Source organism: Paenibacillus sp. FSL R10-2782, from assembly GCF_038592985.1.
In the GTDB taxonomy this organism is placed as follows: Bacteria; Bacillota; Bacilli; order Paenibacillales; family Paenibacillaceae; genus Paenibacillus; species Paenibacillus terrae_C.
In genome coordinates, this window is record NZ_CP151951.1 from 4,752,501 (window position 1) to 4,770,225 (window position 17,725).

Annotated in this window: 18 protein-coding genes; 3 read left to right on the forward strand and 15 right to left on the reverse strand. The window is 42.1% G+C overall.

What is annotated here, in order from left to right; translation table 11 throughout:
• Positions 1–284: 284 nt before the first annotated feature.
• The gene (locus tag NST83_RS21865) at positions 285–515 is read right to left on the reverse strand and encodes a hypothetical protein (RefSeq protein ID WP_013312131.1); all 231 of its coding nucleotides are present in this window, start codon (positions 513–515) and stop codon (positions 285–287) included.
• Between the two features lie 192 nt (positions 516–707).
• The gene (locus NST83_RS21870) at positions 708–1,322 is read right to left on the reverse strand and encodes a stage II sporulation protein M (RefSeq protein WP_342415662.1); all 615 of its coding nucleotides are present in this window, start codon (positions 1,320–1,322) and stop codon (positions 708–710) included.
• Positions 1,323–1,421: 99 nt separating this feature from the next.
• On the opposite strand from NST83_RS21870, the gene pdaB reads away from it, so the two are divergent.
• Together pdaB and gerD are read left to right on the forward strand one after the other, a co-directional pair.
• A complete protein-coding gene (pdaB, locus tag NST83_RS21875; RefSeq protein ID WP_342415663.1) occupies positions 1,422–2,201 on the forward strand; it encodes a polysaccharide deacetylase family sporulation protein PdaB in 780 nt (259 codons plus the stop codon).
• Positions 2,202–2,307: 106 nt separating this feature from the next.
• A complete protein-coding gene (gene gerD, locus NST83_RS21880; RefSeq protein ID WP_342415664.1) occupies positions 2,308–3,048 on the forward strand; it encodes a spore germination lipoprotein GerD in 741 nt (246 codons plus the stop codon).
• Positions 3,049–3,081: 33 nt separating this feature from the next.
• On the opposite strand, the gene NST83_RS21885 is transcribed toward gerD, so the two are convergent.
• From NST83_RS21885 to NST83_RS21920, 8 genes are all read right to left on the reverse strand, one after another.
• Complete coding sequence (locus NST83_RS21885) at positions 3,082–4,188, reverse strand: Mrp/NBP35 family ATP-binding protein (RefSeq protein ID WP_342415665.1); 1,107 nt, start codon at positions 4,186–4,188, stop codon at positions 3,082–3,084.
• 60 nt (positions 4,189–4,248) lie between these two features.
• Positions 4,249–5,025 (reverse strand): N-acetylmuramoyl-L-alanine amidase CwlD, encoded by a 777-nt coding sequence (cwlD, locus tag NST83_RS21890; protein ID WP_342415666.1) that lies wholly within the window; start codon positions 5,023–5,025, stop codon positions 4,249–4,251.
• Positions 5,026–5,094: 69 nt separating this feature from the next.
• Positions 5,095–6,264: a sulfate adenylyltransferase gene (gene sat, locus NST83_RS21895; protein ID WP_342415667.1), complete on the reverse strand. Its 1,170-nt coding sequence runs from the start codon at positions 6,262–6,264 to the stop codon at positions 5,095–5,097.
• 51 nt (positions 6,265–6,315) lie between these two features.
• Positions 6,316–7,008, reverse strand: a complete 693-nt coding sequence (locus NST83_RS21900) for a phosphoadenylyl-sulfate reductase (RefSeq protein ID WP_342415668.1) — start codon at positions 7,006–7,008, stop codon at positions 6,316–6,318.
• Positions 7,009–7,333: 325 nt separating this feature from the next.
• Complete coding sequence (locus NST83_RS21905; RefSeq protein WP_137060412.1) at positions 7,334–8,749, reverse strand: 6-phospho-beta-glucosidase; 1,416 nt, start codon at positions 8,747–8,749, stop codon at positions 7,334–7,336.
• A gap of 12 nt (positions 8,750–8,761) precedes the next feature.
• The gene (locus NST83_RS21910; protein WP_342415669.1) at positions 8,762–10,684 is read right to left on the reverse strand and encodes a glucose PTS transporter subunit IIA; all 1,923 of its coding nucleotides are present in this window, start codon (positions 10,682–10,684) and stop codon (positions 8,762–8,764) included.
• Between the two features lie 30 nt (positions 10,685–10,714).
• Positions 10,715–11,266 carry a DJ-1 family glyoxalase III gene (locus tag NST83_RS21915; protein ID WP_137060414.1) on the reverse strand — a complete coding sequence of 184 codons (552 nt, stop codon included), beginning with the start codon at positions 11,264–11,266 and terminating at the stop codon, positions 10,715–10,717.
• 14 nt (positions 11,267–11,280) lie between these two features.
• A complete protein-coding gene (locus tag NST83_RS21920) occupies positions 11,281–11,838 on the reverse strand; it encodes a DJ-1 family glyoxalase III (RefSeq protein ID WP_137060415.1) in 558 nt (185 codons plus the stop codon).
• A 234-nt stretch (positions 11,839–12,072) separates the two neighbouring features.
• Between NST83_RS21920 and NST83_RS21925 the strand changes: the two genes are divergently transcribed.
• Positions 12,073–13,032, forward strand: a complete 960-nt coding sequence (locus NST83_RS21925; RefSeq protein ID WP_342415670.1) for a LysR family transcriptional regulator — start codon at positions 12,073–12,075, stop codon at positions 13,030–13,032.
• Between the two features lie 46 nt (positions 13,033–13,078).
• Here NST83_RS21925 and NST83_RS21930 read toward each other — a convergent pair whose 3' ends face one another.
• The 5 genes from NST83_RS21930 to rplQ all read right to left on the reverse strand — a co-directional run bounded on the left by NST83_RS21930 (position 13,079) and on the right by rplQ (position 17,691).
• Positions 13,079–14,464, reverse strand: coding sequence for an MmgE/PrpD family protein (locus tag NST83_RS21930; protein ID WP_342415671.1), 1,386 nt, complete (start codon positions 14,462–14,464; stop codon positions 13,079–13,081).
• Between the two features lie 891 nt (positions 14,465–15,355).
• Entirely contained in the window at positions 15,356–15,748 is a 393-nt protein-coding gene (gene rpsI / locus NST83_RS21935; RefSeq protein ID WP_013312140.1) for a 30S ribosomal protein S9, read from the reverse strand.
• Positions 15,749–15,768: 20 nt separating this feature from the next.
• A complete protein-coding gene (gene rplM / locus NST83_RS21940) occupies positions 15,769–16,206 on the reverse strand; it encodes a 50S ribosomal protein L13 (protein WP_137060418.1) in 438 nt (145 codons plus the stop codon).
• A 182-nt stretch (positions 16,207–16,388) separates the two neighbouring features.
• Positions 16,389–17,174: a tRNA pseudouridine(38-40) synthase TruA gene (gene truA / locus NST83_RS21945; protein ID WP_342415672.1), complete on the reverse strand. Its 786-nt coding sequence runs from the start codon at positions 17,172–17,174 to the stop codon at positions 16,389–16,391.
• Positions 17,175–17,325: 151 nt separating this feature from the next.
• Positions 17,326–17,691 (reverse strand): 50S ribosomal protein L17, encoded by a 366-nt coding sequence (gene rplQ, locus NST83_RS21950; protein ID WP_013312143.1) that lies wholly within the window; start codon positions 17,689–17,691, stop codon positions 17,326–17,328.
• Between the last annotated feature and the right edge of the window lie 34 nt (positions 17,692–17,725).

Below are 17,725 nucleotides of genomic sequence, written 5' to 3' on the forward strand. Positions count from 1 at the left end.
CCGTACTCACTCGTTGTTCAGTTTTCAAAGATCAAACTTACATTTCGTCTTGCTCTGCTTCATCACCGCGTTTCAGTGGCGACCTTTATAATATATCATTACTTTTTGAGATTTGCAAGAGTTTTTTTAAAATTCTTTTTTCGAGCAAATTCCTCAAAAAGGAACGAAAATTAATTTACCATGAATCCTAAATAGAGTCAACACTTATTTTGATATCAGAAAGTCTAAACTTCTTGAGGGTTAACTTCCTGATATCTTTGATTTTATAATTAGCTCTTATATTTTTATTGTTTGGTTTGGGGGACTCGGCCTCTACGGGCATATTTGGATAGTTCCTTGGCGGGTGCAAAGCGGGCATACATGCGGAAAACTGTTTTATACCGAAGCGCTATCGCATAACGAATATCTTGATCCAACCGGGTATCGCTCATATCAAGCAGCATTTCGTCAAGTTCCTTACGAAGAACATAATCCAGTTCCTTGCATTCTTTTTCGTTAAACAGCATTCCAAGCATATGACCATACTCCCTTATCAGCTTATTATATAGTGCTTATATTCGTTCAACTATTGTTCCAGTCTTTACATGTTTTTAAACTCAACTACTAAGGTTTCAAACTTATTCGGATTTAATCATGTTTTCTCTTCGGGCTCTCCCCTTTGTTATGTTCAATTTTCAGGAAAAATATAAATAACGGACCATAATATTTTAATGTGACAATAAACGATACGTTATTCCACTCTCAATTGCAGCAGCAATAAGTAGCAGGACAACGGACCATATTGACACCCTCAACGTCTGTTTCATAAACAACTCCCATGTTAGAGCAAGCCCTTTTCGTTTCCCCCCTATGCCTGCACCGATCGAGGACATCACCTGCCCTCCAAACTTCAAACCGAAAGCACAGGCGATAATTAAAACAGGTAATTCAATTACACCATGCGGAAGCAGTCCTTTTACAATAACCTCATACAAGCTTCTGCCCGTATCCGCCTGTAAGTGCACGACAAACCCCAAAACCATCCCATTCATAATCAAAAATACAATCGGTACGATTCCAAATAAGGCCCCGATAAATATAACCAGCACACACTTGATCGCATTATTGAAAAAGATGAACACAAAAAAGCTCCATTGAGGATGTTCAGACTGTTGTAAACGCTGAGCCACTTCCCCCAACCCTGACAATTGTTGAGCCAATATAGATTGAATAGCGCCTGTACTTAACCAGCCCACCACAATACTTATGCAAAACAGAAATGCGGAAACTAAAATCAACCGTCTTGTCGTGTGTAAATCGTGAAGAAATGCTTTTATTCCCATCAGATCAATACCTCCTGTTAGTCCAATGGCATAATTGACAACCCCAGGCATAGCTTTAAGTAAACAAGCACTTCTATGATGAAAGGGGCGTTATTAACCATGAATTCTTTTTTTTATGTACTGAACGGCAAAAAAATTAAACGGTTCTTTATCGTAGCGGCGGCGGCCATTTTCGCTATTGGGGTTATTTATGTTGAAACCGATAATGTTACCGTTTTTTCCGAGGAAGCACCAGCGGCCATTTATAGTGTACCCACAGACAAAAAGCTGATAGCTCTTACCTTTGACATTAGTTGGGGAGATAAGCGTACTGAGCCCATCTTAAAGGTTCTTGAAGACAAAAAAGTAACCAAGTCTACCTTCTTTCTTTCTTCCCCGTGGAGCAAAACACATCCGGAGCTTGTGAATCAGATTAAAGATCGCGGATTTGAGATCGGCAGCCATGGACATAAACATGAAAATTACAGCAGTCTAAGCGATGAGGAGATTCGTAAGCAGATTTCAACAGCCCACACCACTTTAACTGAGCTGACCGGGCAAACGCCGAAGTTGATCCGTATGCCTAATGGTGATTTCGACAAAAGGGTTCTTCAGGTCGCAAGCACTTTAGGCTATAAAACAATCCAGTGGGACACGGACTCTTTAGATTGGAAAAACCCAGGTACTCAGGTCATTATTGACCGTGTTGTGAAGAAAGCACATCCCGGCGACATAGTTCTTCTGCATGCCAGTGATTCCTGTAAGCAAACTCATGAAGCGCTGCCCGTTATTATCGACAAATTGCGTGCGCAAGGTTATGAATTTGTAACTGTATCCGAACTGCTTCAACAGGGCACAGTAAAAGGCAAAGAGGTTCGTGATCAGGCTTTGGGGCTTTAAGGAGTTATTTTACAACGTTCTCAACAAAAAACCAAAAGTCAGGCGACATATTTCACCCTATCCATTCGCATACTATCCACATTCATGATGAAGGAGGAATACGACCATGAATTGGACTCGTTTGCGATTAGTCAGCATGATATGCGTACTGGGCGTTGCGCTGACCGGCTGTGGTTCGGACCAGAGCTCCGCGCCTCCCCAGAACAGCTATAAAGAAATGAAAACGATGGTTGTCGATATTTTAAAAAGCGATGACGGGAAAAAAGCAGTGGAGGAGGCTTTGACGGGAGAAAGCAGCTCTTCCAAAGAAGGGCAATCCGGTCAAGATAGCGAAAGCGGTGGATCTGGGGGAGGTTCCGGTGGCGGCAGTATGGGGATGAAAATGATTATGCCTACACAGTCAGCAGAACAGATGAAAATCGCAGTCAAGGATACCTTGGTTTCTCCAGAATACAAAAAGGAAATCGAAAAAATTATGACTGATCCGCGCTTTGCCGGTGAATTTGCCAAGGCCATCAACAGCCAAAGTAAGCAACTTCATATGCAACTTATTAAAGACCCTTCTTATCAAAAATCTATTGAGGCGATGCTCAAATCGCCAGAACTAACCAAAATGTATATGGATTTAACTAAAACCCCTGAATACCGCAAACAATCTATGACGGTTATGCACGATGCGATGCAGAATCCTATTTTCCGACTTGAGGTCATGAATTTACTCAAAACTGTCGTACAAGAAGAGCTTCAACCCAAGGTTGAGAAAAAAAGTGGTGGTCAAAATGGATCAAGTGGTGAAAAACAAGGTGGCGGTAGTGGAGATAGCAGCGGCGGACAAGGGAGTCAATAATAAAAAGGCTGGTTCAGCAACCAGCCTTTTTTCTTATTCAGATTCGGTGTGCAACGTCGTAATTTGGGAGGCGATATCGTTGTAGATCGCTCCTGTTGCCGATTCGGTTTTATATACAGATGGTGAGAAATCCGCCTCTGACGGATGATTATCTGGAATACCTAGCGGAATTTGCGCCAGCAGCTTTGTATGAAGGGTGTCCGCCAGCATAGCCCCACCTCCACGGCCGAAAACATAGTCCTTCTCTCCGGTAGAGGATACATAATAGGACATGTTCTCCACAACGCCAATGACCTTATGATCCGTTTGGAGCGCCATTGCTCCTGCACGTGCGGCGACAAAGGCTGCCGTGGCATGAGGGGTGGTCACAATAATTTCTTCACTCTGCGGGATCATCTGGTGTACATCAAGCGCCACATCCCCTGTTCCCGGCGGTAGATCAAGAATCATATAGTCCAGCTCGCCCCATTCTACATCGCTAAAAAACTGTCTGAGCATTCTTCCCAGCATGGGACCTCTCCAAATCACTGGGTTGTTCTCCCTGACAAAAAAGCCCATAGACATAATCTTAATACCAAATCGCTCCACCGGCTGAATAATACCTTCTTCTACGGTAGGAACGTCCTCAACTCCGATCATATCTGGTACGCTGAATCCATAGATGTCAGCATCAATCAAACCTACACGTTTGCCCTGTCTAGCCAAGGCAGCCGCTAAATTGACAGCCACCGTCGATTTCCCAACACCGCCTTTTCCGCTGGCAATCGCAATAAAACGTACACCAGATGCCGGATTCAGCAGCTCATGTTTTTCCATACCGGCAGCATGTCCCTTAGTCAAAACCGGGTCAGACGCTTCCTCCACATGCTCTCCCGTTTGAATAGAGGATCTTTCATGGTCAGACGCTTCACGAATACGAATATGAATATGGCTCAGCCCAACTTCTTCCAACGTCTGCCTGATTTCCCGCTCCAGCTCTGCACGTGCCCCTTCCTCCGGATCCAGACTAATCACGGTCAAGGATACACGATCCTCTTTAATAACAACATCCCGAATAAAATGAATATCCACCAAACGATGACCTGTGTGAGGCTCTCGTACCTGATGAAGTAGCTCTATAACTTGCTCTCTGGTTTGCATGAATAATCAGCACCTCTGCTTCAATGAATTTACGTAGTTGTAAACACTTACAGTATACCACTATCTGACCTCAGGTGCTGACGATGCCTTTTTTTCCCCAGCACTATAACGAAGCACTCCCTTGTAAATCGCTGCCGCCACCTGTCTCTGATAGGTCTCGTCATTCAGTCGTCTGGCTTCCTCTGGATGGGATAAGAAACCGACTTCAACGAGAGCTGATGGCATTTTGAGGGCCTTGAGCAAATATACCGTATTCACCGTCTTGGCTACTCTGTCTGTGTTCTCCAGGTTGCGTTTAATCTCCTCCTGAATGAGGGAGGCCAAATTTTCGTTATCCGCATGATTCGGTACGTAAAAGGTTTGGGCGCCACTCCAGCGGCTCGACGGGATGCTGTTCATGTGAATGCTTAAAAAGAGGTCCGCTTTATGCTCTTCAATCATGCGTACACGCTGCTTCAGATCCTCCGTTTTTCTTCTTGCATAGCCCTTTGTTTCTTGCTGCGCCAAATCACGATCAGCCTCCCGAGTCATGACGACAACGGCTCCTGCTTGCTGCAAATAATCCCGCAAATAAAAGGCAATCGCCAGATTAATGTCCTTCTCGATGACACCTTCTTTGCTGACAGCCCCTCCATCGGGCCCTCCATGTCCTGCATCTATGGCAATTACTTTACCGGAAAGCGGAAGACTCCAATGAGTCCAGGCTCTCGAAGCAGGTATCTCATACAGAGCCAGCGTGATAAACAGAACGGCGAGACAGCAGCCCAGCAGTATTTTTTTCAGCGTCCGATAGCGAATCCACAGTGTAACCTCGTGTTTACGATTGTTTTTTTGCATAACAAAACGCCTCCGTCCCTATACAGATACTAATGATCTATATGGGACGAGGCGTGTAAATAGTACAACTCAGGAATGAACAAATTCTTTCATACCTTCAATCAACACTTGGGCAACTTCAGGTCGTGTAAATTCAGGTGGCGGGCAAACCCCGGAGCGTAACAATTCCCGTACTTTGGTGCCCGAAAGCGTCAAATGATGTTCCTTGGGATGAGGGCATGTTTTGCTAGAGGCCATATTTCCACATCGGGTACAATAAAAGCTGTGCTCGAAAAACAACGGGGTGATCTCCAGTTCCTCAGGTGTGAAGTTTTTGAAAATGTCCTGTGCTTCGTACGTGCCGTAATAGTCTCCTACACCCGCATGGTCCCTCCCTACAATAAAATGGGTACAACCGTAGTTCTTCCGCACAATGGCATGAAAAATAGCCTCTCTCGGACCCGCATAGCGCATGGCAGCAGGAAACACGCCCAAAAAGGTACGGTCAGCCGGATAATAGTTATCGAGCAGCACCAGATAGCTCTTCATACGCACGTCTGCCGGAACGTCATCTGATTTGGTTTCACCAACGAGCGGATTTAGAAATAACGCATCGACAATCTCCATCGCGCTTTTTTGGATGTACTCATGCGCCCGGTGTACGGGATTACGCGTTTGAAATCCGACTACTGTTTTCCAGCCTTTTTCAGCAAAATGATTGCGCGTCTGCGCCGGTGTGTAATAAAACTCACCAAATTGCGAGGGTTCCGGCCGATTCAGCACCTGCACAGATCCCCCTACATAAGTAGCTGGTCGCTCCAAAAGTTTTTTGACACCAGGATGCGCCGGATCATTCGTCTTGAATACACTTCTGGCCTCCTCTGTCTGATCAACCTGATATATGCTCTCAATATCAAGTACAGCATATATGATACCGTCCGTTTCACCCACTAAAGCAACCTGCTGCCCCAATGCCAGCTCCCCGGCTATGCTGTCCGTAACCGCAAGCGTAATGGGGATACTCCAGACTGTGCCATCGGCAAGACGCATATCTGCTACCACCGACCGATAGTCGGCTTCGTTCATAAACCCTGTCAGTGGAGAAAATGCCCCCACTCCAATCAAATCCAGATCGGAAATAGTCCACGAATTTACACGGATAGGAAATAATTCACGAGCGGCCTGCAAAAGTATTTTTTGCTCTGAACCTACAATAATTCTATCTATAAGCGTTCCACCATGCGGAAGAATTGCAGTCATAATGTACTTCCTTTCTGTTCTTAAATGCCATTCGCAGCTAATTGTGTATCGTTATTGATGGAGTCCACACTCCGTTTTCTCATTACCTGACCAGCGTCCAGCACGAGGATCTTCGCCCGGAAGGACTTGACGCGTACATTGCTCACAACCGATGCTGGGAAAGTTACGATCATGTAGGGGATTATACAGCACTTTATGCGTATGAATGTAATTCCACACGTCCTCTGTTGTCCAACTTGCCAACGGGTTGAATTTAACAAGGCCGAACTTTTCGTCATACTCTATCTTTTTTGCATTTGCACGGGTAGGAGCCTGATCTCGACGAATTCCGGTAATCCATGCATCGTATTGTGATAAAATACGTGTCAGTGGCTCTACTTTACGTATACCACAGCATGTGTTGGGATCTGATTTCCAAAGCTCTTCTCCATGCTTGGCCGCTTGCTCTTCCGGAGTAATTAAGGGAGATACCCGCACAAAATCCATGTTGTATTTTTCCTTCATCTGATCACGCGTATCGTACGTTTCTTGAAAATGAAAGTCAGTGTCCAAATAAAAAACATCACTGGAGGGACTAATTTTTTGCAGCATATCTACTAGTACCACATCCTCCGCCCCAAAGCTACAAGCAAAGGTAAGATTCGGAAACGTATGAACAGCATACTGAATAATTTCCTCAGGCGTAGCCTCTTCCAGTTCAATCGCCTTAACCTTAATCAATGCTTCTTTCTCCAATAAATTCATTATTAATGCGCCTCCGTCTGAAGATTCATAAATAAGTACCATGTTGCAAAAGCCGACTAAACTAATAAGAATAAATAAAGTATAAAACTTTCATATTCATTGTCAATCCACAGTATGTGGGCCTGATATTAACACTACTCAGTCAGAAATCAGCAGGAAGGTTGTTCTGTCAGCATTCTATAACCATATCCCCGGCATTCGACCAGGTTCATTGACTTTATATAAAATATTCTTATACAGTTCATTTGGGAATGATCTTCTTAAAAAGAAAGAACGTGTGCCCCTAACTCATAAAGTTAGTTTGCAACACGTCCTTTTTTAACAGTTAAATATTCTCCCCATTACTTTTAATGCATTCCCTATACCAATAAAAGGAATCCTTTTTGTACCTTTCTAATGTTCCATTTCCATCGTTATCTTTATCTACATAGATAAAACCGTATCTTTTTTTCATCTCTCCAGTTCCGGCACTAACAAGGTCAATACATCCCCAAGGAGTGTAACCCATTAGTTCCACACCATCTTCCAATACAGCTTTTTTCATTTCTTCTACGTGCCTTCTAAAATAGTCAATCCGGTAAGGATCATGTATGCTACCATCTTCTTCAATTGTATCCACTGCGCCCAAGCCATTTTCTACAATAAATAGCGGTATCTGATACTTATCGTATAACCAGTTAAGTGTAATGCGAAGACCGACGGGATCAATCTGCCATCCCCATTCACTGGCTGATAAAAGAGGATTCTTGTATCCACTAATCTCATTGCCCTCACTCATATTCTGATTTGTTGGATTAGCAATTGCGACCGAACTGGAATAATAACTAAATCCGATATAATCAACAATTCCCTCTTTCAGAACAACCTCATCTTCTGGCAAAGTTTGAATTTCCAGTTGTTTCTTTTGCAAAAATGTATAATAAGAATTAGGATACTTTCCCCGGACATGAACATCCAAAAACATATACGCTTCTTGAAGTTTCTTTACATGTGCCAATACATCATTTGGATCGCAGGTTGCTGCATAAGAGGTTGGATGAAGAAACATACATCCTATAACAAACTCTGGATTTATTTCTTTGCCAAGCTTTACTGCCTTTGCACTTGCTACGAGCATATAGTGAGCTGCCTGATACTCTACCTGCAGCTTGTTTTCTCCTTCTGAGAATTTAATTCCACCAGGTTTCCAAGGTTTTCGGACAATCATATTAATTTCATTAAACGTCATCCAATACTTAACCTTGTTTTTATATCTAGTAAGCACCGTCTTGCAATAGTTAAGATAGAAGTCAATCAGCTTTCTATTTCTCCAACCGCCATATTCAGTTACTAAATGGTACGGCATCTCAAAGTGAGATATCGTAACGACTGGTTGAATTCCATATTTCAGACAAGCGTCAAACATTTTATCGTAAAATTGCAATCCTTCCTCATTTGGCTCTTCTTCATCTCCATTTGGAAATATTCTGGTCCATGCGATGCTGGTTCGAAAGCATCGAAACCCCATCTCATGAAATAACTCGATATCTTCCTTATAGCGGGAAAAAAAATCACTTGCCTCATGACTTGGATAGTAGACACCACTTACAATTCCGTCCGTAATTTCCCGTTCTACCCCATGGGCGCCAGCAGCCATTACATCACTGACACTGACCCCCTTACCTCCTTTATTCCATCCACCTTCGATCTGATTAGCAGCAACCGCACCGCCCCATAAAAAATCAGCTGATAGTCTACTCATGAAATTCCACCTCTAGGTATGAATGCATAACAACGCCTCATTTTTTGCAACTCGATTGACTGCTACCTGATCTACACCCTGGTATGCATAGGTGTTAGATATAATAACCGGTACTACAGTATCAAATCCTGCTGCTTTAATTGCTTCCCGATCAAACTCAATCAGCAGGTCTCCCTGTTTTACTTTCTGATCTTGTTGTACATGTGTAGTGAAATATTTACCTTTTAATTTTACGGTGTTTATTCCCACATGAATTAACATTTCTACTCCCTCAGCGGATACCAAGCCTATAGCATGTTTGGTAGGGAACAACGACAATACTGTCCCATCGAAGGGTGCGAAAACTTTTCCATCCTCTGATTCAATTGCAGCACCACTACCTAATGCAAATATAGGATCATCAATTTCAGATATGTTTTTTACAACCCCATTAATCGGAGAACCAACCATGATCTTTTCACCCGGACTAGCTACTTCACTCGTCGAATTCATTTTTTCTGCAGATGTATTTTGTACTGTAGCTGCTGCAGTACTTGTCGCAGCATCTGTTGTTCCGGTACTTCCAGATACGCTGGCTGGTACTTTATCCTCATCTATGCCAAAGATCAATACCCCGATCAATGCCAAAGAGATGCTAATAGCAACGCCAATTAAAATATGAATATAGCTATCCGCAATGTATGTGGGAAGTGCCAATAACCCTGGTAAAATCAAAGCAGTTGCTCCGCCGCCCCATACATTTATATAGGCAGCGCCAATACCTCCAGCTACCATAGCACAGATAAAAGGTTTTTTATATTTCAGGTTATATCCAAATATAGCTGGTTCTGTAATACCAAATAATGCGGTTACACCACTCGTTAATGCACCAGACTTACTTATCTTATTTTTCAGTAACAAGAATACTCCAAGACATGCCCCTGCTTGAGCCAGATTGCCAGTTAAATTGGCAGGTGATATGACAGAGTACCCATACTCCGCAATGAGCTGACTGTTAATTGGCGTAATCGCATAATGCATACCAAAGATAATTAGGACTGGCCTGAATGTGCCAAATAAGAAAGCTCCAATAACACCATTGGCAGTATAAAGATAAGTTACAATTTGGGCTACACTACTACCAATATATGTTCCAAAAGGTCCAATAACAATTAATCCAAGCGGAACCATAATAAATAACACAAGCATAGGTACAAACAATATTTTAAACATATCTGGAATCCGTTTATCAATAAATCGATAGACATAGCTCATTACCCACACAGAAAGGATAATTGGAATGATTGTTGATTTGTAGTTTACAAGCAGAATCGGGAGTCCAAAAAAGCTTAAGCTGCTGATCCCCGTTTTTGCCGCATTCATTGCTCCTTCCATAATCGTAGGGTACATATAGGCTCCTGCTAAGGCAACAGCCAGATATTCATTTGTTTTGAATTTCTTTGCCGCACTGACCGCAAGGAAAAAGGGGAAGAAGTAGAAAATCAAATCACTAATTAAGTTAAATATCTGATAGGTACCACTGCTTGTTTCAATCAATTTCATAGCAATCAAGATTGAAAACACCGACTTTACCATACCGCAGCCTATCAATACCGGAATAACCGGTCCAAACACACCAGCAATCGTTTCTACAACCCTTGAGATGGGATTTTTCTTCTGTTTTACCTCTTGAACTTCGATGTTGTTTGGCTCCAAATCAAGTATTCCGCTGACAGCGTCAAAAACGGACTTTACTTTTGCACCTATGACAATCTGCAATTGACCACTGCTAAACTGTGCTTTTAAAACACCTTCTAGCCGATCAAGCGCTTTCAAATCAACCAAGGCTTCGTCCTTTACATTGAACCTCAGCCTTGTTGCACAGTGTGTTGCGTATGTTATATTGCTGACCCCTATAATATCTAATATTTGCTTAGCCAAATCTTCTGTCTTCATTCATTCCGCCCCCTTTTGGCCAAAGCTCTTTTATTTACCGCCAGCAAAATTGTATAACATTTTCTCCCGTAAAACGGATGTGTCTTTCCCGAATATCTCCGCAATCTTATATGCAAATGGATATGGAGTTGCCGGTCCCTGACTTGTAACGATATTTTGATCCGCTACGACAACTTCATCTTTGAAGATACCTCCAAGCAGTTTTTCTGCATAACCTGTATAGCCTGTCACCTCTTTACCGTCAATTACCTTCGCATCGGATAAGACAACAGTACCAGAACACATAGCAGCTATATATTTATCATGATCATTAAAATACTGTACCATTTGTATGACATCCGGATTTTCTTTCAAGTTCTGCCCCCCTGGGCGTCCACCTGGCAAAACGATCATGTCATACTCTTTTACTTCTTCACCAAAGGCTTTGTCACCCTCCACATATATCCCGTGCATTCCTTTAACCAGCTTATCTTCAAAATAAAAAGTATCGCATGTAAGACCTGCTCTTCTTAAGATATCTACTATGGTTAATGTCTCACCCTCTTCATAACCCGTTGCCATCAACACTGCAATTTTACTCATAATCTCTATACCCCCTATTCAGCATCAAATGCATTAAAATAAACCATACGATTTTTAACCGCCAAGCTATCTCCACCAAGTACGTCTATCAATGCATAAGCAAACGCGTAAGTCGTTGCAGGTCCTCGGCTGGTAACTACATTACCATCAACTACAACGATATCTTCTTTAAAGACACCAGTGGTTTCTATTTTCTGATCATATCCTACATATGCTGTGAAATTCTTATCTTCCAATATGCCTGCTTTTCCTAAAGCAATGGGTGCAGCACACATGGCACATACAAATTTACCAGCACGATTCATCTCCTGTAGTAAGTTAATCACTCTGTCGTCGTCCCGCAGATTTGTAGCTCCTGGTAAACCACCCGGTAATACAATCATATCGTATTGTTTTACATCATCACTGATAATTGCATCCGCTTGGACTACGATGTCATGAGAACCGCGAACCCGCTCACCTCCGGTACTAATCATGTGGCACTCTATATTTGCCCGTCTTAAAATGTCCACAATCGTCAAAGCTTCGCCTTCTTCAAATCCTTCTGCTAACATAACCGCAACTTTACTCATGTTCACCATCCCCTACTTATTTTAATGTGTTGACTACTTTACTTTTAACTACTCACAGTTTAGCATAGATACACGCAACCAAAAATCACATATATATTTCATGTATGTAATAATTAGTTGCAGTTAATACAGATATTTATTACACTTCACCTAGCTTTTTTTGCAGCATAAATATAACTTTACTCTAGCTACACCCCATGTTAAAATGACACAATTCAAATTACGGAGGATTTTATGGTAAACAATTACAAATATTTTCTTGTTCTGTCCGAAGAGCTGAATATATCTAGTGCAGCCAAGCGTCTGTTCATCTCTCATCAATGTTTGAGCAAATACATTAAGGGATTGGAAGCAAGATATGGGGTTTCTTTTTTTGAAAGGAAGCCAAAATTCGCATTAACTCCTGCAGGTAAAACTATGTTGGATACTCTACGTCAAATAGAGCTTTCGGAACAGAATCTAGAAAATCAACTCGCAGATATAAAAGATGCCAAATCAGGTACCATTCATTTTGGCATTACAGAAGGTCGGTATCCGATCATAGTTCCTAAATTACTAAAAGAATTTCATAACCTCCATCCTAAAGTTAAATTAAATATTCATCGCACAACCTCGCCACAGATGCAGGAAATGGTACTCAATAATTCCCTTGATTTATTCCTGTCCGGTGTAAGTAATTTAGTTTCACATAACTTGAAATACGAGATAGTCGTCAATGAGCGTATGTATATTGTCATTTCTGACAACTTACTCAAGCAGTATTTCCCAAATGATTACCCACAATGTAAAGAGACTTTTGCCAAAGGTGCCGACTTACGATTATTTCAGCAAATCCCGTTCGTACTTAATAAGGAAAACTTTAATTCCCGTATTCTTCTGGATAAACATCTATCAGAACTAGGTGTATCTTTAAATTGCATTAACGAATTGACTCAGCCTGATATACATTACCTCTTATGTGCAGAAGATTATGCTGCCAGCTTTTGTTTAACCATGTATCTGTCTGGAATCAATCAATTGAATCAGTTTAAAAATGGTTACTCTCACTTAAATGTGTTCCCCATTGCAAACTTTACGTCAGTCAATCCTCTTGCTCTGATTTATCATAAAAATAAAAAATTTCCGTCTTATATACAAGATTTGAAAAATATAATCAAGCGATTATGTAGTCCGTATTCCACCCCTATTGAGTAATAAAAAACATCGTAGCGAATGATTGTTAATTCGCCACGATGTTTTTTTATAGTCGGAATAACTCGTAGATATTATCACTATTCTCAAGATGCTTCAGAAGATCAAATCTTTCATCTTTAGATTTTTCACAAGGGGTTCCTGCAACCAAATGATCAAATTTTAGTTTGAGCATATCCCATCCAAAAGGAGTTTCCACATCTCCTAAAGGTACTGGGGCCCATCTTTCGTGAGTTTTTCCATCACAAGTTACTAAGATAACTTTAGCTGCACAAAAATGTGTAGGATTCTTAGCCAGGTATTCTTCGACTCCATCATCCTTCGTAACTGTAATTTTTTGAACCAATTCTTTAATTTCAGGATCACTGAAACTGTTAAATATCAGTTCCTCTGAGTCCATACGACCATATTTTAAAGCTACTGCTGAAGTGAACTGAGTGCTTGCTTGCGCACCAATTGCTGTCTTTGGATTCGGATTGGATAGGCGATACACGAATGATGATGTTCTTACATCTATAGATTTAATCATAGCTGGCGTTAAGTCATAGCTCTCTCTAAGGTCTAACATCGCATCCAAGACTGCATGGAGTCCCCTCTGACAAGCATGGCGTTTAAAATATATGCTGGTAATTTTAAACTCCTCGCCAAGATTGCTCAATACCTGACTCATGTCGCAATGACCACTAGTGCCTTTAAACGCTTGAAAAAAACCATATTTCCCTTCAAGTGCAGCATCGGGTCCGGTAAATCCACAGGAAGCAAGTCTTACTGCCCTCATACCAGTCAATGCACCCCAACCACTACACATGATCTTCCCAGAAGTTCCGTCATTTTGATATTCAATTAATCCTCCCGTAAATAGAGAAGCAATCCCCATAGCATCCTTTGTTTTTATAGCATCCGCACCCATCAATTTGGAAACCAACGCCGCTGCCGCAACTGCACCACAAACGCCGGTAGCATCAAAACCTCTTTCACGATACATAAAGGGATTGATTGCCTCGCCCAAACGAGCATATACATCATAAGCTGCTACAATAGATGCAATCATCTCTTTTCCATCTTTTTTGTATAACTGTGCCATACTAAGTAACAGCGGTACCAAGCCTGAACCAGGGTGGCCCATAGCATGTCTATAACCATCATCCAAATCTGCGCAGCGTGCCATCATCGAATGTACAAACACAGCAGTATCGGAACCAGTTAAGATTTCTTCTTCTCCTATTAAAGGTACTAAATCTTCATTTTTTACTACAGTATCTGATAATTTTGCGTACTCCATAATGCGTTCACTTGCTTCGCAGTAGCGACCAAACATCATGTTCCCATATGAGTCGAGTATGGCCTGTTTTCCTACCTCAATTGCTCTTTGTGATAAATCTGCATATTTAAGATCAGCTACATAATCCGCTAATCTATATATTAAGTAATCCATAATATTTTACCTTTCTCATCTCTTTATTCTTCACTACGGTTCATTCATTTTCAGTTTGGAACACCATCCAAACCAAATTGTGTACATAACACAATATAAAGTATTGATTACGAGTATATTAACAGATTGCTTTGTAATTAAAAGCACATGTTTTTTACAAATATGTAACTTCACATTGCAAACATAGGTCTTATTAACATTGCTTATTATTTTCAATGATCTAAGCTCATAACTTTTACTGCCTTAAACGCTCTTACGAAGCCGAATCACGATAGATTGTCTGGCTGATATTGCAGTGAGTTTCCCACAAGTGCGGTTCTTCACCAAGGTTAGATTACGTTCGCTCACGGGTCTATCGTGCCTGAGAGCCAATGTTTTGACGGTCAGAAGCTCACTCTCATGATAAGGAGGACAAGGTAGTCTGGGTTCTCCCCCGTTATCTTGGTTAAATTGATGAGTAGTAATTCTCGGGAATCACATGCCGAGCGACAGACAAGCCTCTACAAGCAGCGTAATCTATGGCGGAGCGAATAACAGCATGAGGAAAAAATATGCGATAAAATGAAATGGAAGAGCGAAGCTATTGATCGAAGCAAGGAATGAAAAAAAATGATTACTTGCTCTTAAAGACCTTTTTCAAGCAAATGGTTAACATCTATTTTATAATGCCTGAAATAATAATCCCTTACCTTACTTAAAAGTGGCGTACAAATCAAAGGAGGTGGGGATAAACACACAAGGGGACAAATAACCTCAATGAACAAACGGTTGCTAAATTTCAAAACACATTGGGCTTTAATTTAAGTGTAGTCAAACATATGGTTGCAGGCCATTTTTAGACATAAAAAAAGACCCCCAACCAATTGGTTGAGAGCCTTTGAATGTTGATAATTAACGTTTCGAGAACTGTGGTGCACGACGAGCGGCTTTGAGACCGTATTTTTTACGTTCTTTCATACGTGGGTCACGAGTCAGGAAGCCTGCTTTTTTCAAAGCTGGACGGAATTCCGGATCTGCTTTCAGCAGAGCACGGGAAATACCGTGGCGAATTGCACCTGCTTGACCAGAGATACCACCACCATGAGCGATAACGAGTACGTCATAGCTACCTACTGTTTCAGTCAGGTTCAATGGTTGTTTTACGATCAGTTTGAGTGTTTCCAAACCGAAATATTCATTAATATCACGCTTGTTGATGACAATGCGTCCTTCACCCGGTACGAGACGAACACGAGCTACCGAATGTTTACGACGACCTGTCCCATAGTATTGTACTTGTGCCATGAAACTGTCCTCCCTTTTAATTATCCGCGAAGTTCGTAAACTTCAGGTTTTTGTGCTGCATGTGGATGCTCTGCGCCTTTGTAAGCTTTAAGTCTCAGCTTCATTTTCTCGCCTTGACGAGTTTTAGGAAGCATACCGTGAACAGCCAATTCCAGCATACGCTCAGGCTTGTTCTTAACCATGTCTTGTGCAACCGTTACTTTCAGACCACCCGAATGCAGGGAGTGACGATAGTATTTTTTGTTCTCCATTTTCTTACCAGTCAATACGATTTTCTCCGCATTGATTACAACAACAAAATCACCTGTGTCCACATGTGGTGTAAACTGTGGCTTGTGTTTGCCGCGAATCAACGCAGCCGCTTCGCTTGCCAAACGACCAAGCGTTTTGCCTTCGGCATCAATGATGTGCCAGTTGCGCTCAACTTCATTTGGCTTGGCAATATACGTAGTACGCATAAAAAGTTTCCTCCTTAAGTTCGTTAACAGAAATCATCATTTATCTTCGTTCGTTAAGTTGCTAAAAATTGATGGAATAGATGTTGCTTGAAAGTGATCATCTTAATTGGGGCTGTGGGAAAGCCATTAAGAAAACACAACTTTTATACTACAGGAAAACCATCAATTCTGCAAGGGTAAAATCAAAGTTTTTTAATGTTTTCGTCGTACTCCACATTCCAGAGGGTTAAAGCATGTCCAACAGCCGTAGGACCGGCCTTTGAGCGGTTTTTAGCCTCCAAAATGGAAGAAATATCATCCGCCGATTTTTTGCCTTCTCCCACTTCCAGCAAAGTGCCCATAATGATCCTGACCATGTGCTGCAAAAAACCGCTGCCAGTAATATACGTATGAATAATTCCCTGATCATCCGAACCCGGACGTGAAAAGGAATAGTCTACCGTCATGTAGGCTTCGTAAATAGTGCGGACATGATTCGTTTTCTGGGAACGTCGGGATGCGAACGATGTATAGTCAAAAGTGCCGACCAAATGGGCCAACCCTGCCTCCATCGCTCGTATATCCAAACTCGTCGGGTGATGTGCCTGTGTACGACGGTGAAAGATGTCCGGAAATCGGTTCGCATTAATGCTGTACCGATACGTCTTCCGCTTCGCCATACGGCGTGCATGAAAGGACAACGGCACCTCTTTCGCATCCGTAACGATAATATCACGAGGCAGCCAGGCATTGAGTGCTAGACACCAGCGCTGTATGGGGATCGGTGATTCAGTATGAAAATTGAATACCTGGCCATATGCATGTACACCAGCGTCTGTGCGGCCTGAGCCTGTGATTTTAAGACGTTCGCCCGTCAATGAGTAGATAGCATTTTCAAGATAGTCCTGAATGGTATTACCACTGGGCTGCGTCTGAAAGCCATCATAGCGGGTTCCGTCATAGTTCACCTTCATGCACAAATTCCGCATGTTTCTCACACCTTTGCAGGGGTATTCACTGGCCTTATAAGGAAAAACCGTACATAACAAAGGAGAAGCCCCTCAAGGACTCCTCCAAGAGAAAAAAAGGGTTGTTCAGAATCAAGCTGATTCTGTCCACCCTTCCCTCATCTTCGCCTGTTTACGCGCGGTCAACCAGTTCCAGATATACCATTGGAGCGGCATCGCCACGACGAGGTCCCAATTTCAAGATACGAGTGTATCCACCTGGACGCTCAGTGTAACGTGTAGCCAATTCGCTAAACAGCTTTTGGATTGCATCCTGCTCACCATCCAAAGTTTCACGGCGAACGAACGCAGCCACTTGACGGCGTGCGTGCAGATCTCCTTTTTTCGCTTTAGTGATCAGTTTTTCAGCAATAGAACGAACTTCTTTCGCTTTAGCCTCAGTAGTTTGGATACGCTCGTACAAGAACAAATCGGTTACCAAATCACGAAACAAAGCTTTACGGGCACTGGAGTTACGGCCCAATTTTTGGTATGCCATGTAGTTTCCCCTCCTTCACAAAAACGTTGCTATA